14 protein-coding genes are annotated in these 25,655 nt (G+C 67.5%); 7 read left to right on the top strand and 7 right to left on the bottom strand.

Annotated elements, in window-relative coordinates; genetic code table 11:
- The first annotated feature begins 26 nt into the window (after positions 1-26).
- The 6 genes from WNM05_RS16495 (at position 27) to WNM05_RS16470 (ending at position 15,131) form a co-directional block, all read left to right on the top strand.
- Complete coding sequence (locus WNM05_RS16495; RefSeq protein WP_434628863.1) at positions 27-7,625, top strand: amino acid adenylation domain-containing protein; 7,599 nt, start codon at positions 27-29, stop codon at positions 7,623-7,625.
- Positions 7,626-7,697: 72 nt separating this feature from the next.
- Positions 7,698-8,849: an efflux RND transporter periplasmic adaptor subunit gene (locus tag WNM05_RS16490; protein WP_434628861.1), complete on the top strand. Its 1,152-nt coding sequence runs from the start codon at positions 7,698-7,700 to the stop codon at positions 8,847-8,849.
- 48 nt (positions 8,850-8,897) lie between these two features.
- On the top strand, positions 8,898-12,074 hold the full coding sequence (locus tag WNM05_RS16485; RefSeq protein ID WP_434628859.1) for an efflux RND transporter permease subunit: 3,177 nt from the start codon (positions 8,898-8,900) through the stop codon (positions 12,072-12,074).
- Between the two features lie 10 nt (positions 12,075-12,084).
- Entirely contained in the window at positions 12,085-13,545 is a 1,461-nt protein-coding gene (locus tag WNM05_RS16480) for an efflux transporter outer membrane subunit (protein ID WP_434628857.1), read from the top strand.
- 78 nt (positions 13,546-13,623) lie between these two features.
- Positions 13,624-14,184, top strand: coding sequence for a flavin reductase family protein (locus WNM05_RS16475; RefSeq protein ID WP_434628855.1), 561 nt, complete (start codon positions 13,624-13,626; stop codon positions 14,182-14,184).
- Between the two features lie 167 nt (positions 14,185-14,351).
- Entirely contained in the window at positions 14,352-15,131 is a 780-nt protein-coding gene (locus WNM05_RS16470) for an alpha/beta fold hydrolase (protein WP_434628854.1), read from the top strand.
- 63 nt (positions 15,132-15,194) lie between these two features.
- Here WNM05_RS16470 and WNM05_RS16465 read toward each other — a convergent pair whose 3' ends face one another.
- The 7 genes from WNM05_RS16465 to WNM05_RS16435 form a co-directional block, all read right to left on the bottom strand.
- Positions 15,195-15,785: an acyl-homoserine-lactone synthase gene (locus WNM05_RS16465; RefSeq protein WP_434628852.1), complete on the bottom strand. Its 591-nt coding sequence runs from the start codon at positions 15,783-15,785 to the stop codon at positions 15,195-15,197.
- 55 nt (positions 15,786-15,840) lie between these two features.
- Positions 15,841-16,551, bottom strand: a complete 711-nt coding sequence (locus WNM05_RS16460; RefSeq protein WP_434628850.1) for a helix-turn-helix transcriptional regulator — start codon at positions 16,549-16,551, stop codon at positions 15,841-15,843.
- Positions 16,552-16,816: 265 nt separating this feature from the next.
- On the bottom strand, positions 16,817-19,882 hold the full coding sequence (locus WNM05_RS16455) for an efflux RND transporter permease subunit (protein ID WP_434628848.1): 3,066 nt from the start codon (positions 19,880-19,882) through the stop codon (positions 16,817-16,819).
- Positions 19,883-19,891: 9 nt separating this feature from the next.
- Entirely contained in the window at positions 19,892-20,998 is a 1,107-nt protein-coding gene (locus tag WNM05_RS16450) for an efflux RND transporter periplasmic adaptor subunit (protein WP_434628846.1), read from the bottom strand.
- A gap of 75 nt (positions 20,999-21,073) precedes the next feature.
- Positions 21,074-22,576, bottom strand: coding sequence for an efflux transporter outer membrane subunit (locus tag WNM05_RS16445; protein WP_434628844.1), 1,503 nt, complete (start codon positions 22,574-22,576; stop codon positions 21,074-21,076).
- A 138-nt stretch (positions 22,577-22,714) separates the two neighbouring features.
- On the bottom strand, positions 22,715-23,551 hold the full coding sequence (locus tag WNM05_RS16440; RefSeq protein WP_434628842.1) for a glycine betaine ABC transporter substrate-binding protein: 837 nt from the start codon (positions 23,549-23,551) through the stop codon (positions 22,715-22,717).
- 45 nt (positions 23,552-23,596) lie between these two features.
- The gene (locus tag WNM05_RS16435) at positions 23,597-24,610 is read right to left on the bottom strand and encodes a zinc-binding alcohol dehydrogenase family protein (protein WP_434628840.1); all 1,014 of its coding nucleotides are present in this window, start codon (positions 24,608-24,610) and stop codon (positions 23,597-23,599) included.
- A gap of 135 nt (positions 24,611-24,745) precedes the next feature.
- On the opposite strand from WNM05_RS16435, the gene WNM05_RS16430 reads away from it, so the two are divergent.
- Entirely contained in the window at positions 24,746-25,633 is an 888-nt protein-coding gene (locus tag WNM05_RS16430; RefSeq protein ID WP_434628839.1) for a LysR family transcriptional regulator, read from the top strand.
- Positions 25,634-25,655 lie beyond the last annotated feature (22 nt).

Genomic DNA, 25,655 nt, shown 5'->3' with positions numbered 1-25,655 from the left:
GTCCATTAACGACGGACATTCGAGTGATGATGATGAATCAGGAAAACAAGCATTCCCCTGCCTTCGCGGCCAAGATCGACAATGCCGCGGATCAAGGCGCCGCTTTGGCGCAGTCCTACCCGCTGTCGCTGTCCCAGCAGCGCTTCTGGTTCAGCGAGCAGCTGGGAAACGTGAATGGAGCCGGACAGTGGCTGGTCGGCTGGCGCTTGCGCGGCGCGCTGGATGCGCTGGCGCTGCGCCGCGCGCTGGAGGCGCTGTCGCGCCGCCATGAGATTCTCCGCAGCACGGTCTCGGTATTGAACGGCGTGCCGGAACAACGGGCGCAGCCCGCCGGCGCGGGCTTCCATCTGGCGGAGCACGACGTGCGCGGCCATGCCGACCCGGAACGGGAGAGCCGGCGGCTGATCGCCGCCGATGCCGCCTTGCCGATGAGCCTGGAGCAGGGGCCGCTGGTGCGCGGCTTGCTGATCCGCGAAAAGGCGACGCAATACGCGTTGGCGCTGCGCGTGCACAAAATGGTGGCGGACGCCGAGTCCTTGCAAGCCTTGCTCGCGGAGCTGGCGCAATGGTACGGCGCGGCCGACGGCGAAGCCGGCCGCCAGCAAGCCGCAGGCGCCGGCTACGGCGAGTATGCGCTGTGGCAGCGCAGCGCCGACGCGCATCGCGAGCATGAATCCTACTGGCGGCAGACGCTGGCCGACGCCCCGGTTCTGCTGGAGCTGCCTATCGACGGCGAGCGCCCCGCCCGGCGGGACTTCGCCGCCGGCAGCGTTGAGCGCCGGCTGGATGCCGGCTTGACGGCAAGGCTGCGCGCGCTGGCCGCCAGCCATGGCGAATCCCTGTCCACGGCTTTGCTGGCGGCTTGGAGCATCTTGCTTGCCCGGCTGTCGGGGCAGGCCGACGTCGTCATCGGCCTGCCCGTCAGCCTGCGCGGCGAGGCCGCCGCGGTCGGCTGCTTTGAGGATGTCCAGGTTCTGAGGCTGGATTGCGCCGGCACGAGCCAGGCTGTCGACGTGCTGCGCCAGGCCGCCGCGCAACGGGCGGCGGCGCGCGCGCACGCCATGCCTTTCGAGAAAGTGCTGGAGCTGGTGAAGCCGCCGCGCAGCTCCGCGCACAGCCCGCTGTTCCAGGTGATGTTCGGCGAGATGCCGGCGTCGCCTGCGCTGGCGCTGCCGGGGCTGGCATGCGAGGCGATGGATTGGGAAGCGCCGCGCTCGGCGCAAGTGGATCTGGCCCTGTTCTTCCGCGAGGAAGACGAGGGCGTGCTCTGCCGGCTGGATTACGCCTCGTCGCTGTTCGGCAGCGAATCGGCGCAACGCGCGCTGGAAAACTGGCTGGTATTGCTCGACGGCATGTCCCGCGACGCCGGGCAAGCGCTGGAGACCCTGCCGTGGCTGTCCGACGCGGAAAGGCAGCTGGTGCTGCAAGATTGGAACCGCACGCAACAGTCGTATGCGGCCGACCGCTGCATCCATCAATTGTTCGAGGCGCAGGCGGCAAACCGTCCGGATGCCCTGGCGGTCGCGCAGGGCGGGCGGCGCTTGACTTACGCGCAATTGAACGAGCAGGCCAATCGCCTGGCGCACTATCTGCGCAGCCTGGGCATCGGCGCGGACGACCGGGTGGCTTTGTGCCTGGACCGGGGCCCGGAAATGCTGGTGGGCATCTGGGCGGTGTTGAAGGCCGGCGGCGCTTACGTGCCGCTGGACCCGGCCTATCCGGAGGACCGGCTGGCTTATATGCTGGGCGACTGCTCGGCGGCGGCGGTATTGACGCAAGGCTCGGTCGGCCATCTATGGGATGGCGAGCTGAAGCGCGCGCTCGGCGACCGTCCATTGCTGGATCTGACCGCGGCCGCGCCGGCCTGGGCCGACATGCCGGGACAGAATCCCGACCCGGCGGCCGTCGGCTTGACGCCGTCCAGCCTGGCTTACGTGATCTATACCTCGGGCTCCACCGGGCAGCCGAAGGGCGTGATGATCGAGCATCGCGGCGTGGTCAGCATGGCGGCGTCGCAACGGGCGGCATTCGCCATCGTGCCCGACGACAGGGTGCTGCAGTTCGCTTCCTTCAGTTTCGACGCCTGCGTTTTTGAAGTGGTGATGGCGCATTGCCATGGCGCCGCGCTCTATTGCGCCGCGCCGGGCGCGATCCTGGTCGGCGACACCCTGGTGCAGACCATCCGCGACTACGGCATCAGCCATACCCTGTTGCCGCCGGCGGTGCTGGCCGGCTTGTCCGAGCAGGTGGAGTTGCCGTCGGTGCGGGTGCTGCTCGCGGGCGGCGACGCGCTGTCTCCCGCGCTGGTCCAGCGCTGGGGAGCGGGGCGCCATCTGATCAACGCCTACGGCCCGACCGAGGCCACGGTATGGGCCAGCCAGCACGCGTGCGATAGCCAGCGCGCCGGCAAGCCGCCGATCGGCCGGCCGGTGGCGAATGCGCGCATCTATATTCTCGACCCGCGCGGAGAGCCGGTGCCGGTCGGCGCGGTCGGCGAGTTGCACATCGGCGGCGACGGCGTCGCGCGCGGCTATCTGGGACGGCCGGAGTTGAGCGCGGAGCGCTTTGTCCGCGACCCCTTCGTCGCAGGCGAGGGCCGGATGTACAAGAGCGGCGACCTGGGTCGCTGGCTGGCGGACGGGACGATCGAATACCTGGGCCGCAGCGACTTCCAGGTCAAGGTCCGCGGCTTCCGCATCGAGCTGGGAGAGATCGAGTCGCGGCTGGCCGCGCATCCGGCGGTGCGGGACGCGGTGGTGGCCGCGCGCGGCGAAGGCGCCGGCGACAAGCGGCTGGTGGCCTATGTGGTGGCGGCCGATCCGGCGGCGTGCGACGCATCCGGCTTGCGCGCCTACCTTGCCGCCCATCTGCCCGAACACATGGTGCCGTCCGCCTTCGTCTGCCTGGATGCGCTGCCGCTGACGCCGAATGGCAAGCTGGACCGCAAGGCGCTGCCCGAGCCGTCCGCCGAGGCGTTCGCCAGCGGCGAATACGAGGCGCCGCAAGGCGAGATCGAGACGCGCATCGCGGAAATCTGGGCCGGCCTGCTGCAGGTGGAGCGGGTGGGCCGCAATGACCACTTCTTCCGGATGGGCGGCAATTCGCTGCTGGCGGTCACGCTGATGGAGAGAATGCGCGGCAGCGGCTTGAAGGTGGATGTCCGCACCATGTTCTCGTCGCCGACGCTGCAGGCGCTGGCTGCCGGCGCAAGCGGCGGGACCGTCACCGCCGCGCTGCCGGAGAATCTGATTCCGCCGGGCTGCGACGCCATCACGCCGCAGATGCTGCCGCTGGTGCGGCTGGAGCAGCGGGATATCGACCGCATCGCCGCCACGGTGCCGGGCGGTGCCGCCAACATCCAGGACATCTACCCGCTGGTGCCTTTGCAGGAAGGCATCTTGTTCCACCACCTGATGAGCGATGAGGCCGACCCCTACATGCTGTCGAGGCTGACAGGGTTCGACAGCCGCGCCAAGCTGGACCGTTATCTGGCCGCGCTGCAGGCAGTAATGGACCGCCACGACATCCTGCGCACGGCGATCGCCTGGGAAGGCCTGGCCGCGCCGGTGCAAGTGGTGTGGCGCAAGGCGGCGCTGCCGGTGGCCGAAGTGGTCCTGGACCCGGCGCTGGAAGACGGCGTCGAGCAGATGTACCGGCTGGTCGATCCGCGTCATGCCAGACTGGACATGCGGACCGCGCCGCTGATGCGGGCCACCATCGCCCATGACAGCGCGCAGGATCGTTGGCTGTTGCTGATGGTGTTCCACCACATGATGTGCGACGACGCGACCCTGGGGGTGATGCGGTCGGAGATCCAGGCCTATCTGCTGGGTGAGGAGGATCAGCTGCCGGCGCCGCTGCCGTTCCGCAACTTCGTCGGCGAGGCGCGCCTGGGCGAGGTGGGCGAGGCGCAGCACGAGTCCTTCTTCCGCCAGATGCTGGGCGATATCGACGAGCCTACCGCGCCGTTCGGACTGCTGGAGGTGCGCGGCGACGGCAACGGCATCGAAGAGTCGGTGCAGATGCTGGACCCGGTTCTGGCCGGGCGGCTGCGCGACGGCGCCCGCCGGCATGGCGTCAGCGCCGCCAGCCTGGGCCACCTGGCCTTCGCGCTGGTGCTGGCGCGGCTGACCGGCCGCGAGGACGTGGTCTTCGGCACGGCGCTGTTCGGCCGCATGCAGGGCGCGGAAGGGATAGACCGCGTGATGGGCCTGTTCATGAATACCCTGCCGGTCCGCATCCGGGTCGGGATGGACGACGCCGCCACCAGCGTCAGCCGCACCCAGCAACTGCTGGCCGATCTGTTGCGCCACGAGCACGCCTCGCTGGCGCTGGCGCAAAGCTGCAGCGCGCTGCCGGCGCAGACGCCGCTGTTCACCGCTCTGTTCAATTACCGCCACGACCTAAGCCATGGCAAGACGGTGTCGGAACGCGACAAGCAAGCCTGGCAGGGCATTCACCAGCTCTACGGCGAAGAGCGCAACAACTACCCGCTGCTGGTGGCGATCGATGACCTGGGCGAAGGCTTCAAGCTGAAGGCGCAAAGCCAGCAGCCGATCGACGCGCGGCGCATCTGCGATTTCATGCAGACGGCGCTGGAGGGGCTGGCGGACGCGCTGGAGAGCCATCCGCATGTCGCGGCGCGCGCCATCGACGTGCTGCCGGAGGCGGAGCGCGCGCGCATGCTGCGGGATTGGAACGCGACGGCCGCCGAGTATCCGCGCGAGCTGTGCGTCCACCAGTTGTTCGAGATCCAGGCCGGCAAGACGCCGGACGCCGTGGCCGCGGTGCAGGGCGACCAGCATCTGAGCTATGCGGAGCTGAACGCCAGGGCCAACCGGCTGGCGCACTATCTGCGCGGCCTGGGCGTGCGCGCCGACGATAGGGTGGCGGTATGCATAGAGCGGGGCCTGGACATGCTGGTCGGCCTGCTTGGCGTGTTGAAGGCCGGCGGCGCCTATGTGCCGCTCGACCCCGCGTACCCGACCGATCGCCTGGTCCATATGGTGAAGGACAGCCAGCCGCTGGCGGTGCTGACCAAGGGCGGGGTGGACGGCGTCTGGACCGAGGCGCTGCGCGGCGCGGCGCCGGACACGCCGGTGCTGGACCTGGCGGCGGAGCATCCGGCCTGGGTCGGCCAGCCTGACGGCAACCTCGAGCCCGCGCCGGCCGGCCTCTCGGCGTCCAGCCTGGCTTACCTGATCTATACCTCCGGTTCCACCGGCCTGCCCAAAGGCGTCATGGTGGAGCACCGCGGCGTCGTCAACCTGCTGATTTCGATGCGGGACATCATCGGCGTCAAGGCCGATGACCGGATGCTGTCGGTGACCACGTTCGCCTTCGACATCGCCGCGCTGGAGTTTTACCTGCCGCTGATCTGCGGCGCGCGCACAATCCTGCTCGATCGCTCCGCGGCGCATGATCCGCTGTTGCTGGGCGAGGCCGTGCTCAGGTTCGGCGCGACGATGCTGCAGGCCACGCCGTCCACCTGGCGGATGCTGGTCGATGGCGGCTGGCGCGGCGCGGCCGGTTTGACGGCGCTGTGCGGCGGCGAAGCGCTGACCGGCGAGCTGGCGGCCCGGCTGCTGGAGCGCGTGTCGCGGGTATGGAATGTGTATGGCCCGACCGAGACCACGATTTGGTCGACGGCGCGGCAAGTGGCGCCGGCGGGAGCCGCCGGCAGGCCGGTCAGCGAATCCATCGGCCGCCCGATCGCCAATACCAGCGTCTATCTGCTGGACCCGCAAGGCCGGCCGGTGCCGGCCGGGGTGGCGGGCGAGCTGTATATCGGCGGCGACGGTGTGGCGCGCGGTTATCTGAACCGCGCCGAATTGACCGCGGAGCGATTCTTGCCCGATCCGTTTGCGGGCGCGGGCCGGATGTATCGAACCGGCGACCTGGCGCGCTGGCAGGAGGACGGTGGCATCGAATACCTGGGACGCAACGACTTCCAGGTCAAGCTGCGCGGCCACCGCATCGAACTGGGCGAGATCGAGGCGCGCCTGGCGTCGCACCCGGGCGTGCGCGAGGCGGTGGTGCTGGCCCGTGAGGACGTGCCGGGCGATACGCGGCTGGTGGCGTACGTGGTGCCGCAAAGCGCGGCCGAGCCGGCAACGGCGGCATCCGGACAGGCGGGGCCGGGGTTCAGTGTGTATTTCTTCGGCGCCGACACCTATTCCGACGACGACAAATACCGGCTGTACCTGGAGTCGGCGAAGTTTGCCGATCAGCATGGCTTCGAGGCGGTGTGGACGCCGGAGAGACACTTCCACCATGTCGGCAGCCTCTATCCCAACCCGGCGATTCTCAGCGCGGCGTTGGCGGCGGTGACGCAAAGAGTGCAATTGCGCGCCGGCAGCGTGGTGCTGCCCTTGCATGATCCGGTCCGGGTGGCCGAGGAGTGGTCGGTGGTCGACAACCTGTCCGGCGGCCGAGTGGGCCTGGCGATCGCCAGCGGCTGGCATGCGCGGGATTTCGTGCTGGCGCGCGACAATTTCGCCGGCCGCAAGCAGGTGATGCAGGAAGGCATCGCCAAGCTGAAGCGCTTGTGGGCGGGAGACAGCGTGCAGTTGCTGGACGGCAACGGCGCGCCGGCGGAAATCCGCACGTTCCCGCGGCCGCGGCAGAAACAGCTGCCGTTGTGGATGACGGCGGCGGGCAGCGAGGAGACCTTCATCCTGGCCGGCAAGATGGGCGCCAATGTCTTGACGCACCTGCTGGGGCAAACGGTGGAGCAGGCCGCGCAGAACATCGCCGTCTATCGCAAGACGCTGGAAGAGCATGGCCATGATCCGGCGGCGGGCAAGGTGACGATGATGATCCACACCTTTGTCAGCAGCGACGAGGATGAGTCTTTCCGCCGCTCCAAGCAGCCGTTCATGAACTACATGCGGGCGCACCTGGGCTTGTTGGCGCCGATGCTCAAGAGCATGAACGTGTCGATCGAAAGCCTGACGCCGCAGGACCTGGAGAACATCGTCGAGTATGCGTTCGAGCGCTATTCGCGCAGCGCCGCCCTGATCGGCACGCCGCAGTCTTGCCTGCCGCTGCTCAAGCGCCTGCAGGAAGCGGACATCGACGAGATCGCCTGCCTGATCGATTGGATGGCGCCGAGCGACGCCCTGAGCGGGCTGGAGGACTTGCGCGCGCTGCGCGATTTGGTCGAGCTGGCGCCGCCGGACGCCTTGGCGTTGAAGCGCCATTGCCGCGAGGAGTTGCCGGAGTACATGGTGCCGTCCGCATACGTGCAGCTGGATGCGATGCCGTTGACCCCCAACGGCAAGCTTGACCGCAAGGCGCTGCCGGCCCCGGATGTCGACGCGCTGGTCGTGCGCGACTACGAGGCGCCACAAGGCGAGCTGGAGAGCCTGATCGCCGAGGTGTGGGCGGATCTGCTGCACCTGGACGCGGTGGGGCGCGGCGACAGCTTCTTCGAGCTGGGCGGCAATTCGCTGCTGGCGGTGCAGTGCGTATCGCGGCTGAGGGCGCTGTTGTCCGGCAATGTCGCGCTCAGCCTGCTGTTCGCGCATCCGGTGCTCAGCGACCTGGCCGAGAGCCTGGCGTCAAGGGCGGGAGAGGCGGCGGGGCTGGCGTGCCCGCGGGAAGCCGCCGCGCGGCAATCTTGAGCGCGCGCGCCGTCCGGTCCCGGGAAGGGGCCGGACGGTGCAGTTTGAATGGTTTTGGCTGAGGCAGACGGCATGGTTTTAAAACGCAGATATCTATTGGGCGCGGCGTGCGCCGCGGCGCTGGCGTTGGCGGCGGCGGGGCGCTTCGCGACGGTGCGGGCCGCGGCGGCCGCGCAGCCGGCGGCGACGCGGGTGGGCGTGGCGCAGGTGGCGCAGCGCACTGTCACGGATTGGCAGAGTTATTCGGGCCGCCTGGAGCCGGTGGCCCAGGTGGACGTGCGCCCCCAGGTGAGCGGGGCGATCGCCGAAGTCCATTTCCGCGACGGCGAGCTGGTGAAGAAAGGCGCGGCGCTGTTCACCATCGATCCTCGCCCGTACCAGGCGGCGGTGGAGCGGCTGGCGGCCGAAATGGCCGCCGCGCGGGCGCGCAGCGTCTATGCCGCCGCGGAGCAGGAGCGAGCGCGCAAGCTGCTGGCGGACAACGCGATAGCCAAGCGCGACTTCGATGCCCGCGAGAATGCCGCGCGCGAGGCCGAAGCCGGTTTGCAGGCCGCGCGGGCGGCGTTGTCGGCGGCCAGGCTGGACCTGGAGCATACCCGCATCGCGGCGCCGATCGCCGGAAGGGTGTCACGGGCAGAGCTGACGGTGGGCAACGTGGTGGCGGCGGGGCCGGGCGCGCCGGCGCTGACCCGCCTGGTGTCGGTGTCGCCGATGTATGCCGCGTTCAATGTCGATGAGCAGGCTTACTTGCGCTATCTGCGCGGCGCGCGCGAAAAGCCGGTGCCGGTCCTGATGGGGCTGGCCGATGAGGGCGGCCAGACGCGCCGCGGCCAGGTGGCGTCGATCGACAACCGCCTGGACGCCGGCTCCGGCACCATCCGCGTCCGCGCGCGTTTCGATAATCCCGACGGCTCGCTGCTGCCGGGGCTGTTCGCGCGGATCCGCCTGGGCGGCGGCGCGCCGCACGCCGCGCTGTTGGTGCCGGACGAGGCGGTGGGCACCGATCAGGACAAGCGGTATGTGCTGGTCGTCGACGCCGGCAACCGCGTTCAATACCGCGAGGTCGGCTTGGGCGCGATGCAGCAGGGGCTGCGCGAGGTCAGCTCGGGCCTGAAGCCGGGCGAGCGCATCGTGATCGATGGCTTGCAGCGGGTGAGGCCGGGGGAAATCGTGGTGCCCGAAAACATGAGCATGGCCGTGGCTGCGGCTGGCGACGGCCAATAGCGGCCATCGCGCTCCGACGAACGGCTTTAGCCCGGATCTGAATCCATCATGAACTTCTCGAAATTTTTCGTCGACCGGCCGATATTCGCCGGCGTGCTGTCCGCGCTGATACTGCTGGCGGGCACCATCTCGCTGTTCCGCTTGCCGGTGGCCGAGTATCCGGAGGTGATTCCGCCTTCGGTGATCGTGCATGCGCAATACCCCGGGGCCAACCCCAAGGTGATCGCCGAAACGGTGGCGTCGCCGCTGGAGCAGCAGATCAACGGCGTGGAGGATATGCTGTACATGCAGTCGCAGGCCAATAGCGACGGCAACCTCACCCTGACGGCCACCTTCAAGCTCGGCACCGATCCGGACAAGGCGCAACAGCAGGTACAGAACCGCGTCGCCCAGGCCCTCCAGCGTCTGCCGGAAGATGTGCAGCGGCTGGGCGTGACGACGGTGAAGGCGTCGCCGAGCAATATCCTGTTCATCCACCTGATTTCGCCGGACAAGCGTTACGACACGACCTACCTGCGCAATTACGCGGTGCTCAACGTCAAGGACAAGCTGGCGCGGATACGCGGGGTCGGCGATGTGCAGTTGTTCGGAGCCGGCGACTACGCGATGCGGATCTGGCTGGATCCGCAGAAGGCCGCGCAGCTGGAGCTGACCGCCAGCGATGTGGTCAATGCGGTGCGGGAACAGAATGTGCAGGTGGCGGCCGGCGTCATCGGCGCGGCGCCGTCGCGTCCGGATGTCGCTTTGCAGCTCAATGTCAATGCGCGCGGCCGCCTGCGCTCGGAAAAGGAATTCGGCGAGATTGTGCTCAAGGCCGGGCCGGATGGCGCCGTGACCCGCTTGCGCGACGTCGCCCGCATCGAGCTGGCTTCGGCGGAGTATGGCTTGCGCGCGCTGCTGGACAATCGGGACGCGGTCGGCATCGCGGTCAACCAGGCGCCGGGCGGCAATGCGCTGGAAATCGCCGAGCAAGTGCGGCTGGCGATGGCGGAGGCCAAGCGGGACATGCCGCCCGGCGTCGATTACCGCATCGTCTACGATACCACCCGCTTCGTGCGCTCCAGCATGAGCGCGGTGATCCATACGCTGCTGGAAGCCACCGCGCTGGTGGTGCTGGTGGTGATACTGTTTCTGCAGACCTGGCGCGCGTCCATCATTCCGCTGCTGGCGGTGCCGGTCTCCATTGTCGGCACCTTTTCTTTGCTGCTGCTGTTCGGATTTTCGATCAACGCCTTGTCCTTGTTCGGCATGGTGCTGGCGATAGGCATCGTGGTCGACGACGCGATCGTGGTGGTGGAAAACGTGGAGCGCAACATCGCCGCCGGACTGGCGCCGAGGGCGGCCACGCTGCAGGCGATGCGGGAAGTCAGCGGCCCCATCATCGCCATCGCGCTGACCTTGGTGGCGGTGTTTGTTCCGCTCGCCTTCATGCCGGGGCTGAGCGGCCAGTTCTATCGGCAATTCGCGATGACCATCGCCATTTCCACCGCGATCTCGGCCTTCAATTCCCTGACCCTGTCGCCGGCCTTGTCCGCGCTGTTGCTCAAAGCGCATGACCAGCCGCTCGACAGGCTGAGCATCGCGATGCAGCGCGTCTTTGGCGGCGTGTTCCGCCGTTTCGACGCCTGCTTCCATCGCGGCGCGGCCGGCTACGGCGCGGGGGTGGCCGGCGTCATCGGCCGCAAGGGCAGGATGATGGCGCTGTACGCCGTCCTGCTGGCATGCACGGCGCTGCTGGGCAAGCTGGTGCCGGGCGGTTTCGTGCCGGTGCAGGACAAGGAATTTTTGATCAGCTTCGCCCAGCTGCCGGATGGCGCCTCGTTGGACCGGACGGAAAAAGTGATGCGGAAAATGACCGGCATCGCCTTGAGCCAGCCCGGCGTCGCCAGCGCGGTCGAGTTCCCCGGCTTGTCCGTCAACGGCTTCACCAACTCATCCAGCGCCGGCGTGCTGTTCATCACCTTGAAGCCCGCGGCCGAACGCAGGGGGGAGGCGCTGACCGCCAATGCGATCGCCGCGGCGCTCGGGCAGCGCTTTTCCGGCATCCGCGAGTCTTTCGTCGCGGTGTTTCCGCCGCCGCCGGTGCTGGGGCTGGGGACGCTGGGCGGTTTCAAGATGCAGCTGGAGGACCGCGGCGCGCTGGGATATGAGCAGCTGAACGCGGCCGTGCAGGCGTTCTTGAAGCGGGCGGCCCAGGCGCCGGAGCTCGGTCCCTCCTTTTCCAGCTACCAGATCAACGTGCCGCAGCTGAGCGTCGATCTCGACCGGGTGAAGGCCCGGCAGCAGGGCGTATCCGTGACCGATGTGTTCAACACCATGCAGGTTTATCTGGGGTCGCTGTATGTCAACGATTTCAACCGTTTCGGCCGCGTCTACCAGGTGCGGCTCCAGGCCGACGCGCCATTCCGGGCCGGCGCGGAAGATATCGGCCGCCTGCAGACGCGCAACGCGCGCGGCGAGATGGTGCCCTTGTCCTCGATGCTGAATGTCGCGCCATCGCATGGCCCGGAAATGGTGGTGCGCTACAACGGCTACCTCGCCGCGGACATCAATGGCGGCCCGGCGCCCGGCTACTCCTCCGGGCAGGCGCAGGCTGCGGCCGAGCGCATCGCGGCCGAGGTGCTGCCGCGCGGCATCAAGTACGAGTGGACCGACCTGGCCTATCAGCAAATCCTGGCCGGCGACGCCGCGCTATGGGTGTTCCCGCTCAGCGTGCTGCTGGTGTACCTGGTGCTGGCGGCCTTGTACGAAAGCCTGACGCTGCCGCTGGCGGTGATCCTGATCGTGCCGATGAGCATGCTGTCGGCGCTGGCCGGCGTCTGGATGATCGGCTCCGACAACAATATCTTCACCCAGATAGGCCTGATGGTGCTGGTCGGCTTGTCAGCCAAGAACGCCATCTTGATCGTGGAGTTCGCCCGTGAGCTGGAATCCCGCGGCCGCACGGCGCGGGAAGCGGCGATAGAGGCATGCCGGCTGCGGCTGCGCCCGATCTTGATGACGTCGATCGCCTTTATCGTCGGCGCCCTGCCGCTGGTGCTGTCCGACGGCGCAGGCGCGGAAATGCGCCATGCGATGGGCGTGGCGGTGTTTTTCGGCATGCTGGGCGTCACCCTGTTCGGCCTGATGCTGACGCCGGTGTTTTATGTGGTGCTGCGCGGCGGCAGCGAGGCGCCCGCCGCGATGTCCATTCCCGACGGCGAGCCTGCCCGCCAGGCGATTTAGGAGACGGGAGATGAAAAATATCTTGGATGGGCGCTGGTGGCCGGCGGCGCTGGCGGCGTCGCTTGCGGCATGCTCGCAAATGCCGGCGGCGACGCCAATCGATCTGGCGGCGCCGACAGCCTACAAGGAAACGGACGCGGGGTGGAAGCCGGCGCAGCCGGCGGAAGCCGACGCGCGCGGCGAGTGGTGGAAAGTGTTCGGCGACGCGGAGCTGAACCGGCTGGAGAGCCAGGCTTTGCTTGCCAACCAGGATCTGCAAGTCGCGGCGGCGCGTGTGGAGGAAGCCCGGGGTTGGCTGCAGGCGGCGGAGGGAGAGGCCGGGCCGAGGCTGGATGCCGGTTTCGGCGCGACCCGGCAGAAGAGCTCGCCCGATTCGCAGCGCTTGCCGGCCGGCAGCCAGGGACCGACCCAGACGCTGTGGCGCGCGGGGCTGTCGGCGTCGTATGAGGTCGATCTGTTTGGCCGGCTCGAGGCGCGGAGGAAGTCGGCGCAAGCCGACGAGCGGCGCAGCGAGGCGCTGTTGCACTCGGTGCAGCTGGCCTTGCAGGCCGATGTGGCGCAAACCTATTTCCATTGCCGGGCGCAGGACGAGGAGTGGCGGAAAGTGAGCCAGGCGGAGCAATTGCGCGAGCAAGCCTGGCGGCTGGCGCAGAAACGCCGCGCGGCCGGGGAGGTTTCCGAGCTGGACGAAGCCAGATCGCGGACCGAGCTGAGCCTGGCCCGCCAAGAGCGGCTGGCGCTGGAAGCGGCGCGCGCGGCCGACGAGCATAAGCTGGCTGTGCTGGTGGGGCAGAGTCCCGAGTCGTTTGCGCTGCAAGCGCATTCGGCGCGGCCCGCGGCGCCGGAAATCCCGGCCGGCTTGCCTTCCGACCTGCTGGAGCGCCGTCCGGACATCGCCGCCGCCGAGCAGGCGATGGCGGCCGCCAATGCCCGGGTGGGCGTGGCGCGCGCGGCTTTCTTCCCCTCATTGTCCTTGACCGGCGCCGGCGGCTTCGAATCCGGCGGGCTGGGCGAACTGATGAAGTGGTCTAGCCGCACTTTTGTCCTTGGCCCGCTGGTGGGGACGGCATTGACCCTGCCCTTGCTGGACGGCGGTGGCCGCCGCGGCGAGCTGACGGCCGCGCAGGCGCAATACCGGGAGCAGGCGGCCCATTACCGGCAACAGGTATTGAACGCATTCCGCGAGGTGGAGGATGGCCTGGCGGATGTGCGCAGCGCGACGCGGCAACTGGCCGAGCAGGATGCCGCGATGGCGGCGGCGCAGCGCGCGGCCAGCTTGTCCAGGCGGCAATACCAGGAGGGCCTGGTGTCCTATCTGGAAGTCATCGAGGCGGAGCGGACGGCTCTGGAGGCGGAAAGAATGCAGGCGCGGCTGGAAGGGGGCCGATCCGAGGCTCTGGTGGGCCTGATCCGGGCGCTGGGCGGAGGCTGGGGCACGCCCGGGACGCTGCCGGCACCGGATCATGCTTGAATGGTGTTTGGATATTTTCAGGGGGAAGCGATGGAGCGCGATTGGAACGGCAAGGCACTTGTCAAGGACCGGGGCGGCATGCCGGCCTCTTTGCTGCCGGTGGCCGGCGCGGCGGCGCGGGGGGGACGGGCGCTGGAGTGGAGCGGCAATCCGGACATCGTGGCGATGGACTTCAAACAGGCGATGCGCAGGCTGGCGGCTGCGGTCTCCATCATCGCCACGCAGGATGACGGGGCCCGTTTCGGCATGGTGGCGACGGCGGTGACATCGGTGAGCGCCGAGCCGCCGGCCATCCTGGTTTGCATCAACCGCAACGGCAGCATTTTCGCGCCGCTGATGCGGCGGCAGCAGTTCACCGTCAATGTGCTGATGGAGCGCCATCAGCCATTGATTCCGGCCTTTGCCGGACAACGTCCGGGGGAGGACCGGTTTGCGCATGGCGAGTGGGGCGAGGCGCACGCGCTGCCGTTTCTGCGCGACAGCCAGACGACGTTGTTTTGCCGGGTAGACGCGCAATTGGCTTATGGCAGCCACCAGATCATCATCGGGCGGGTGGAGAGCATCATGTTGGCGGAGCCGATCGCCCCGCTGCTCTGGCAGGATGGCCGCGTGATGACCGCCAGCCCGTTGGCGGGATGATGGGGCAGGGTCCTGCTGGCCGGCGGGCTGATTGCGCAATTTTCATTACATGACAAAGAAATCATTAAATTAGAATTTCTATGCTTTATGGGATAATGGTTTCGCCGGGCATCGGCCCGCCGAACGCGGCGTGGCCGGAGCCGTTTGATCCGAGAAAGGTGGGTTTGATGAGTATCAAGATTTCGGTGGCCGATACTTCGGTCAACTATACGACCGTGGGGCAGGGCAGCGCGCTGGTGCTGGTGCACGGCACCAGCATCGACGCGCAGGGTAATTTCGGCCATGTCGCCGAGCGCTTCGCCGACTGTCGCAAGGTGGTGCTGCCGAATTACGGCGGTTGCGGGGGATCGACCATTCCGGATGGCGAGTTGCAGCTCGATACGCTGGTGGAACAGGTGGCGGCCACGATCCGCGATGCGGCCGACGGCCCGGCGGATCTGCTCGGCGACTCCCTCGGCGCGGTGGTGGCCGCGGCGACCGCGGCGCGTTATCCGGAGCTGGTGCGCCGGCTGGTGCTGGTGGCGGGCTGGGCCGATAGCGGCGACGCGCGGCACCAGATGGTTTTCAGCACCTGGAGGCGCTTGCTGGACACGGATACCGAGCTTTGCAACCGCTTCGCCTTCTCCCTGGCGGTGAGCCCGGCATTCCTGACGGCTTTCGGCGCGGACACCATCCAGGCGCTGCTGCGGCAGTCGTCGCCGCCCGATACCGCCCGCCGCGTCGATCTGGGCTTGAAGATAGACATCCGCGAGCGGCTGAAAGCCATCACGGCCCCGACCCTGGTCGTGCAATGCCGGCAGGACACGCTGGTCGCCTCGTACCAGACGCGCCAGCTGCAGCAGCTGATCGCCGGCAGCGAGTATGTCGAAATCGACAGCGGGCATGCGGCGTTCCTGGAAAAGCCGGATGAGCTGGTCGCGCTGGTGCGCAAGTTCTGCCTGGATTGAGCCTGGCCGCCAGATGCGCGAAACGGGCCTGCATTGCAGGCCCGTTTCGCATGCGCGCGGCGTTCAGGGGGCCGGGACGGGATCGGCGGACAGCACCTGGGCGGAACGGGCTATGTCGATCCAGAGTGCGACGGCCTGGCTGGGACCGATCCGCTGCGGCGGGCCGAAGCGGCGGGTCACCACCCCGAGCCGCCGCAGCATCCGTTCGATCGCGGTGGTGGTGACCGTGACGTAATGATCGATGCTGTTGGCGGCGCCGTATTCCAGGATGGCGCTGATGAATTGCTTGGCCGGATCGGAAAAGCCGAATTGGCCATCGTGTTTTCCCGCCTGGAAGGCAAAGCGGCTCAGTTCCCAGATCCGGGGCGAGGTCGGCGGCGGAGAGCCGTGCAGCAGGCTGGGAAAGGTGTTTCGCAGCATGTACTGCCCATGGGTCTGCAACAGGCGCCAGCATCCGCACAAAGCGCCTTGCTGGTCTCTGGCCTGCAGATAGTAGGTGGCCGCATGGTCGTATTCGTCTATCTCCATGCCGTCGACGATGCGCACGTCCCATTGCATGCGATCGCGGAAAATCCGCGTGCGCAGACGGTACATCTCCGCCAGCTCATAGGGTTTGAAGTCGGACTGCTGCGCCACTTTGATGAATGAAGTCATATTTGATGTCTCGAAATGCGCTAGGGGTTCCTGGCAAGCGGGCCGCGGGGCGGGGTCAGAGCGGCGAGATCAGGCCGTGCTGTATGCCTCTGAGCACGGCATGCTGGCGCGATTGGACATCGAACTTCTTCATCAGATTTTTGACGTGGAAATTGACGGTGACCTCCGCGCAGGAAAAGATCCGCGACATTTCCCACGATGTCTTGCCGGCCATGATCCATTTCAGGCATTCGAGTTCGCGCGGAGTCAGGCGCGGGGCTTTTTCAGACTCGGGCCGCCAGGGGTGCAGGCGGAGGAAAGACTCTTGGGCGTAATCGCGGACCAGCGTCATGGCCGAGACGATGTCGTGGGCGATGGCGGGGGCGGGAAGCGGCGAGGGCGTGGAAAAATTCAGCAGGCCAAATTCGCCGTTGATGCCGTGGATGGGCAGGCACACGCCTGAGGTCATGCCGTATCGTCGCGCCTCTTCGTGCATTGCCTGCTGGGCGGGTGACAGAAAGGCGCTGCCGTCCCAGCTCTGGGGGATGGCGCTGCGCAGGCTGTGTTGTATGACCGGATCGATTTCATGCAGCAGCGAGCGCTGGTAATGCTCTCTCCAGGCTGATGGATGGTTGCTGAAGATGATCGATGAGGACAGCGTGGCGTTTTTGTTGGGTTTGAGCGCGAACAAGAAGGTTGGATAACCTAATTCCTGGCCTAGCGCGTCCAGATTGCGTTGCCAGGCATTGGCATCGCTGCTGTTAAGCAAGGCGAAAAATTTGTCCATGTCATTCTGCCGAAGCGGTTTGAGAGATTGATGGGTGAGCAGGTGCAGAATGAGGGCTTTCCGCTGTTATTATACTATCGGTATTTTTAATATATTATAACAATGCCGTATGGATATTATTTGGTCGGCAATTGCACAGTACTGATCAATTGTTAATAAGTTTTGTGCGTGGACATTTTGTCCACACAAGACGGGGCGGGCAGGAGGGGGCAAAGAAAAAGGGCGGCCCCCGAAGGAGCCGCCCGGCGCGCATCGCGCGGCTGGCTTAGTGCGGCTGGTTTTCCAGCGTGGCGTCGCCAGCGCCTTCCGCGGCGGTTTCGCGTTTGGAGGCGATGAACATATACATCGCCGGCACCACGAACAGCGTGAACAGCGTGCCGATGGACAGGCCGGTGAAGATCACCAGGCCCATCGCGTAGCGGCCGGCGGCGCCGGCGCCGGAGGCGATCACCAGCGGGATCACGCCGAAGACCATCGCCGCCGTCGTCATCAGGATGGGGCGCAGCCGTATCGACGCGGCCTGCTCGATCGCCTCGCGTTTCGACAGGCCGGTCTTGCGCAGCTCGTTGGCGACCTCGACGATCAGGATGCCGTGCTTGCTGATCAGACCCATCAGCGTCACCAGGCCCACCTCGGTGTAGATGTTCAGCGAGGAGAAGCCGAGGAAGATGAAGATCATCGCGCCGAACAGCGCCAGCGGCACCGACACCAGGATCACCACCGGGTCGCGGAAGCTCTCGAACAGCGCCGACAGCGCCAGGAACACGATGATCACCGCGAACAGCATCGTCACCAGGAAGCCGCCGGACTCCTGCATGAACTGGCGGGACTGGCCGGAGTAGTCGACGGAGTAGCCGCTGGGCGCGACCTGCTGCACGGTGTCGCGCATGAATTGCAGCACTTCGCCCTGCGACACCCCGGCGACGCCGGAGATGGTCACCGAATTCAATTGCTGGAAGCGGTTGATCGATTCCGGCTGCACGTCATACGTCAGCTTGGCCACGGTGCCGACCGGGATCACGCCGTCCTTCGGCGTCTTGATGTAGTAGTCCAGCAGCTGCGACGGGTTCAGCCGGTCGGTCTGCAGCACCTGCGGGATCACCTTGTACGAGCGGCCGTCTATCGAGAAGTAGTTGACGTAGCCGCCGCCCAGCGCCGCCGTCAGCGCATTGCTGACGTCCTGCTGGGTCAGGCCCAGCGCGGTGATCTTGTCGCGGTCCACCTGCATCGTCGCCTGCGGCTTGTCTATCTTCAGGTCGGCGTCGACGAAGTAGAACTTGCCGGAGGCGCGCGCCTTGTCCAGCACCTGCTGCGCCACCTGGTTCAGGTTCTCGAACGGTTCGGTGGTATTGATGACGAACTGCACCGGCAGGCCGGACGCGCCCGGCAGCGGAGGGAACTGGAAGGCCGCGACGCGGGCGCCGGCGATCTTGTTCCAGCGCGCCTGCAGATCCATCTGGATCTCGTGGGCGCTGCGCGAGCGCTGGTCCCAGGGTTTGAACAGCACGCCGCCGATGCCGGCGTTGGTCGTCGGCACGCCGGTGATCTGGAACATCTGCTGGTACTCGGGCATGCTCTTGCCGACCTTGAAGGCCTGGTCGGCGTAGGTCTGCATCTGGTCGGCGGTGGCGGTCGGCGGACCGACCACCTGAGACAGCACGATGCCCTGGTCCTCCTCCGGCGCCAGCTCGGACTTGGACATCTTGAACATCAGGCCCAGGAGCGCGATCAGGATCACGCCCATCACGATCAGCACCGGCCAGGTTTCCAGCAGGCTGTGCAGGATGCGCTGGTAGCGGTGGCGCACCCGTTCGAAGGTCTCGTCTATCGCCTGCACGAAGCGGCCGCTGTCCTGGTCCGGGCGGAAGAAGCGCGAGCACATCATCGGCGACAGCGTCAGCGCCACGACGCCGGACACCGTCACCGACGCGGCCAGCGTGAAGGCGAATTCGGTGAACAGCGCGCCGGTCAGGCCGCCCTGGAAGCCGATCGGCACGTAGACCGCCACCAGCACCACCGTCATCGCCAGGATGGGGCCGCCGAGCTCGCGCGCGGCGACGATGGCGGCCTCCAGCGGCGACATGCCGTCGCGCATGTGGCGGTCGACGTTCTCCACCACGATGATGGCGTCGTCGACGACCAGGCCTATCGCCAGCACCAGCGCCAGCAGCGTCAGCAGATTGATCGAGTAGCCCAGCATCAGCATGATGAAGAAGGTGCCGATCAGCGACAAGGGCATCGCGATCACCGGCACCAGCACCGCGCGGAAGCTGCCGAGGAAGAGGAAGATCACCACCGTCACGATCAGCAGCGCCTCGACCAGCGTCTTCACCACCTCGTGGATCGAGGTGTTGATGAAGTCGGTGGAGTCGTAGACGATCTGCCCGGTCAGGCCGGTCGGCAACTGCTGCCGTATCGACGGGAACACCGTGCGCACCCGGTCGGCCACGTCGAGTATATTGGCCTCCGGCGCCACCTTGATGCCGATGAACACCGAGCGCACGCCGCTGAACGCGACGTTGAAGTCGTAGTTCTCCGAACCCAGCGTCACCGTGGCCACGTCCTCCAGCCGCACGATGGCGTCGCCGTTGCGCTTGATCGCCAGTTGCTTGAACTCGTCGACCGAGTGCAGGTCGGTGGCGGCGGTCAGCGGTATCGTGACCATCTGCCCCTTGCTCGCGCCCAGCGCGGCCAGCGTGTTGTTGCTGGCCAGCGAGGCGCTGACGTCGGCGGCGGTGACGCCGTGCGCCGCCATCTTGGCCGAATCCAGCCAGGCGCGCAGCGCGAACTGGCGCGCGCCGAGGATTTCGGCGGTCTGCACGCCGGGCACCGAGTCCAGCTTGGGCTTGACCACCCGCACCAGGTAGTCGGTGACATTGTTGGTCGGCAGCGTGTTGCTGTAGAAGCCCATATACATCGCGTCGGTGGTCTGGCCGGTCTGCACCGTCAGCACCGGCTGCTGGGCCTGCGCCGGCAGCTGGTTCTTCACCGAATTGACCTGGGTGTTGATCTCGGTCAGCGCGCGGTTGGCGTCGTAGTTCAGCCGCAGCGTGGCGGTGATGGTGGACACGCCGCTGGAACTGGTGGACGACAGATAGTCTATGCCCTGCGCCTGCGCGATCGCCGATTCCAGCGGCTGGGTGATGAAGCCGGCCACGGTCTTGGCGTCGGCGCCGTAGTAGGAGGTGGAGATGGTCACCACCGCGTTCTGCGTGCGCGGATACTGGTTGATCGGCAGGCCGAACAGCGAGCGCAGGCCCAGCACCACGATCAGCAGGCTGACCGTGGTGGCCAGCACCGGCCGCTTGATGAAGATGTCGGTAAAGTTCATGGCGCGGCCTCAGTGTTCTTGCGGCGTCGGGTTCGGGCTGTTGGCCGGCTGCACCGAATTGTTGACCGTCACCGGCGTGCCGGTCTTTAGCTTCAGCTGGCCGCTGGTCACGACTTCCTGGCCTTCCTTGATGCCGCTGAGTATCGCCACCTGGTCGCCGCGGGTGTCGCCGGTGGTGACGAAGGACTGCTGCGCTTCAAGGCCGTTCTTGCCCTGCTTGACGATGAACACCGTCGAGCCGTACGGGTTGTAGGTGATGGCGGTCTGCGGCAGCGTCAGGTGGCGCTGCTTGCTGCCGACGTCGATGGTGGTGTTGGCGAACATGCCGGGCAGCAGCTTGCGCTTGGGATTGGCGATGGTGGCCTCGACCTGCACATTGCGGGTGGCCGGGTCTATCTTCGGGCTGATCGCGTTGATGCGGCCGCGGAACACCTCGGCGCCGAAGGCGTCGCTTTTCAGCGACACCGCCTGGCCCATCCGCACCTGGCCGATCTGGCGTTGCGGCAGGCTGAAGTCCACATAGATCGGATCTATCGTCTGCAGCGTGACGATCTTGTCGCCGGGATTCAGATACTGGCCCGGGTTGACGCTGGTGATGCCGACGCGGCCGGAGAACGGCGCGCGTATCGTCTTCTTGGCCACCAGCGCCGCCTGCTGAGCCACTTGCGCGGTCTTGCTCTTCAGGTCGGCGGCGTCGGCGTCCACCTGGGCCTGGCTGACGCCTTGCGCCGCCAGCTGGGCGCGGTCGCGCTTCAGCGTGGTGGCGGCCAGCTCGGCGGCGGCCTGCAGCGCGCGCAGCTGGGCCAGGTCGGAATCGGCGTTCAGCTGCACCAGCACCTCGCCGGCCCTGACGTCCTGGCCGGACTTGAAGGCGACGTTGCGCACCTGGCCTGCCACCTCGCTGCTGACGTCGACGCCGTGCACCGCGCTGAGCGTGCCGACCGAGTTCAGCTGCGGCTGCCATTCCTCTTGCTTGGCGACGGCGGTGGACACCGTCTGCGGCCCCGGCTTGGGCGCGCTGGCGATCAGTTTCTGTATGTGCAGGAAAAAGCCCACGCCCAGCACCACAATCAGCGCCAGCACGCCGCCCAGCATGATCAACATTCGCTTGGTCATGATTTGTCTTCTTCTTTCAATGGCGATTCGGATTCGGTGTTCCCGCGCCGCGGCGGCGCGGGCCTAGTACTGCTGTCAGTTTTCGGCCGCGGGGTGGTTCCACCAGCCGCCGCCCAGCGCCACGAACAGCGCGGCGGTGTCGCTGTAACGCGTCGCCTGCGCCTGGATCAGGCCGATGCGCGCCTGCTGGTAGCTGCGTTGCGCGTCCAGCAGCGCCAGATAGCTGATGCCGCCGAGCTTGTATTGCCGGGTGTTGACGTCCAGCGACTCGCGCGCCTTGCTTTCCGCGTCCGCCTGCGCCTTCAGCGCCAGCGCGTCGGCGTCGATCGCGCGCAGGCTGTCGGCGACGTTCTGGAAGGCCTTCAGCACGGTGGCGCGGTATTGCGCCTCGGCCTGCTGGTAGGCGGCTTCGGCGCCGCGGCGCTTGGCGCTGAGGGCGCCGCCGTTGAACAAGGGCTGGGTCAGCCCGGCGGTGATGCCCCACAAGGTGTTGCCGACGTCCATGCCCGGCAGCACCGTGTGCTGGGTGCCGTAGCTGCCGTTGATGGTGATCTGCGGGTACTGGTTGGCGGTGGCGACGCCGACGTTGGCGCTGGCCTGGTGCAGCAGTGCCTCGCTGGCGCGGATGTCGGGGCGCTGGCGCGCCAGCGCCGACGGCAGCGACACCGGCAGCTCGGCCGGCAGTCGCAGCGAGTCGAGATGGAATTCGGGCAGGCCGCCCTCCCCGGGGAAGCGGCCGGCCAGCACCGCCAGCTGGTGGCGGGTCTGGGCCAGCGCCTTTTCCAGCGGCGGCACTTGCGCGCGCGTCTGCGCCAGCAGCGTGCCCTGGCTCAGCGCAGCCGAGCGCGGCAGCGCGCCGAGTGCGACCTGCTTGTCGACGATGGCCAGCTGGGCCTCCTGGGCGCTCAGCAGCTCGCGCGTCGCCTCGAGCTGGCCGCGCAGCGAGGCTTCCTGCACCGCGGCGGTGACGACATTGCCGATCAGCGTCTGGTAGGCGGCCTCGGTCTGGAAGCGCTGGTAGTCCGCCGCCGCCATCAGGCTTTCCAGCTGGCGGCGTTCGCCGCCGAACAGGTCCAGCGTGTAGGAGACGCCGACGGTGGCGCTGTAGACATTGAATTCGCTGGGCGTCTCGCCGGTGAGGATGGCGCGCTGGCGGCCGCCTCCCAGCTGGAGGTTGACGCTGGGGAAATAGGTGGTGCCGGCGGCGGCGTTGTAGTTTTCCCGCGCCTGGCGCAGCGCCGCCTGGGCGGCGTCCAGCGACGGATTGCGATCCAGCGCCGCCCGTATCAGCCTGTCCAGCGGCTCGGAATGGAACAGCTTCCACCATTCTGCGGGCAGGTCGCGGCCGTCTTCCAGCGTCTGGCCGGCGCCGGCGGCGCCGACGCGCTCGCCCTGCGCGGAAGCGGTGCGGGCGGGCAGCGGCGTTTCGGTATAGGGGCCGTCGGCGGCCTTGGGCAGCGCGGGTGTCTTGAAGTCGGGACCGACTGCGCAGCCGGCCAGGACCAGCGCGATGGCCAGCCCGGAGGCGGCCTGTCGCAGCGGCGGACGGATGCGGCGTGGATGCGGTTTGGAATGCACGGCATGCTCCTGGATGTGGGAAAAGCCAACGGTTCCGGGCGGGCCCGGCGTCGGCTTTTCTGAATATCTTCCCCTGGACGGGACGCGGGGCGGGCCAGGGGATGAAGTCGCTATGCTCTATGGATTTTTGCTGTATGTCTACTGGGTTGATGTGACGGTCATGGAAATGTCGTTTTGTTGAATATTGCCGTCGCCGATTCCAGACGCCGCCCCGGACAGCTGGCCGGCGGCTGCGCGCGGGTCCAGGCCCTGGCGCGAGATCAGATGGTCCAGCAAGGTTAGCGCCCGGTTGCCCAGGCGCAAGGCGCGCAACTCGGCCGCGGCCGCCGCCGGCAGCCTGGCCAGCGCGTCCTTGCGGATCAGCAGCGTCGCCTCGTCGCGGCCGCGCAGCAGGCCGTCGGGATCGGCCAGTTCGCGGATGCGGTGGCGCCAGTGCAGATACTGCGGCTGCCACAGCGGCACCACCGCCCAGTCGCGGCGCGCGACGGCCTGCTCGAAGGCGTCGACGCAGTCCTCCAGGCTGCCGTTGTCGAAACGGTAGCCGGCCTCGTCCAGCCGGTAGCGTTCGACGATCTCGCGCGAAAAGCGGCTGATGCCGGCGCCGGGGTTGATGCCTTGTATCTTCTTCACCATTCGCGCCGCGACTTCCGGCTTCGCCAGGTCGGCCAGCGTGGCGACCTCGGTTTCCGGCACGTAGTCCGGCACGCCCCACAGCGCGTACGGCGTGTACAGCACGGCCAGCTTCTCGACTTCGTCGGCCATCGCCGCCAGATAGGCGCCGTGGCTGCCGGGCAGCCAGGCGCTGCACAGCAGATCGCCGTCGCCGGCGGCGAGCAGCTCGAAGGCGCGTTCGTGCGGCGCGCGCCGTTCGTCGACGACGACGCCGTGCTTTTCCAGCGCGGCGGCCACGACGGCGGCGCTGGCGGCGTGGAAGGACAGATCTATCGTGATCAGCGTCAGGCGGGGCGGGGTCATCGCGTCTCCTTGGAGGCCGCCCGAGGGCGGCCGCTTGTTATCGGATCAGAAACCGGACAGCACGATCTTGCCGCGCGCGGTGTTGCTTTCCAGCAGCGCGTGGGCGCGCTTCAGATTGGCGGCGTTGATCGCGCCGAAGCGTTCGGCGACGGTGCTCCTGACGATGCCGGCATCGACCAGCCGGGCCAGTTCGCTCAGCAGCTTGTGCTGTTCGATCTGGTCGTCGGTGGCGAACATCGAGCGGGTGTACATGAACTCCCAGTGCAGCGACAGGCTTTTCGGCTTCAGCAGGCGGATGTCAAGCGAGGCCGGATCGTCGATCAGCGCCAGTTTGCCCTGCGGCGCCAGCGCTTCGACGATCTCGGAGAAATGGGTGTCGGTCTGGTTCAGGCTGGCCACGTAGTCTACGTGCCCGATGCCGATGCGCTTCAGTTCCCTGCTCAAGGGCTGGCTGTGGTCCACCACGTGGTGGGCGCCCAGATCGCTCACCCAGGCCCGGGTCTCCGGCCGCGAGGCGGTGGCGATCACGGTCAGGCCGGTCAGCCGGCGGGCCAGCTGGATCATGATGGAGCCGACGCCGCCGGCGGCGCCGACGATCAGCAGCTTCTTGCCGGACGGCCGGCCGTTGGCGAGGACCTGGAGCCGGTCGAACAACAGCTCCCAGGCGGTGATCGCGGTCAGCGGCAGCGCGGCGGCGGCCTCGAAGTCCAGGCTGTCCGGCATCTTGCCGACCAGGCGTTCGTCGACGGCGTGCAGCTCGCTGTTGGCGCCCGGCCGTTGCAGCGCGCCGGCGTACCAGACGCGGTCGCCGGGGCGGAACAGGCCGGCCTCGCTGCCGACGGCGCGCACCACGCCGGCGGCGTCCCAGCCCAGCACGCGGGCCTGGCCGGCTTCCGGCGCCATATTGGCGCGCACCTTGACGTCGACCGGGTTGACCGAGACGGCTCTTACTTCGACCAGGAGATCGCGTGGGCCGAGGGTCGGCTCGGGCAGCGTGACGTCACGCAGCGCTTCCGGGTGGTCTATCGGCAGATTCTGGTAGTAGGCGACGGCTTTCATGGCTTTCCTTTCAGGTTTCGCGACGGGGCGCGTTTTCGATGGCTGCATCGTATTGCTATTTCTTTCTGTTGAAATCCGGTTAGAATTAGAATCAGTTTCAATCTTCCTTTGATAAAAATGGTCAGGCTGGACGATTTGCAGGTTTTCATCGGCGCGGCCGAGCTGGGCGGCCTGTCGGCGGCGGCGCGGCAGCTGGACCTGAGTCCGGCGGTGGCCAGCGCGGCGCTGAAGCGGCTGGAACAGACCTTGGGCGTGCAATTGCTGGCCCGGTCTACCCGCAGCCTGAGGCTGACGCTGGCAGGCGAGCGCTACCTGGAGCATGCGCGCGCGGCGCTGGACGCGGTGCGGGCCGGCAGCCTGGCGCTGGAGGCGGAGCGGCTGGCCTTGCTGGGCGGCCTGTCGCTGTCCATGCCGTCCGACCTGGGGCGCAATCTGCTGCGGCCCTGGCTGGACGCGTTCATGGAAGAGCATTCCGGGCTCAATCTGCAGTTGCGGATCAGCGACAGGGTCGCCGACCTCTACCGACAGCCGGTCGACGTGGCGCTGCGCTACGGCGTGCCGGAGGATTCCAGCCTGGTGGCCTTGCCGCTGGCGCCGGACAACCGCCGGGTTTTGTGCGCGTCGCCGGACTATCTGGCCCGCCACGGCGCCCCGGCGACGCCGCAGGCCTTGCGCGGCCACCAATGCCTGAGGCTGGTGCTGGGGACGGCGCTGCACGAGCGCTGGAGCTTCGAGCGCGGCGGCGAAAGCCAGACGGTGGCGGTCGGCGGCCGCTGGCAGGGCGACGACGGCGAGATCGTGCGGCGCTGGGCGCTGGACGGAATGGGCATCGCCTACAAGTCCAGGCTGGACGTGCTGGCCGATCTGCGCGCCGGCCGGCTGGTCGAGCTGTTGCCGGACTACCGCACCGAGGCGACGCCGCTGTGCCTGGTGACGCCGCACCGACTGATGCTGTCGCCGGCGGTGACGGCGCTGCGCGCGCATTTGCAGGAGCGGCTGGATGCGTATCTGGCCGAACCGTAATCGATGGCAAGTCCTTGCCGAC

The sequence above is a fragment of the Chromobacterium sp. CV08 genome (assembly GCF_051129845.1).
GTDB lineage: Bacteria > Pseudomonadota > Gammaproteobacteria > Burkholderiales > Chromobacteriaceae > Chromobacterium.
Note: the sequence above shows the minus strand (reverse complement) of the source record. Positions and strands in the feature narration are given on the sequence as shown.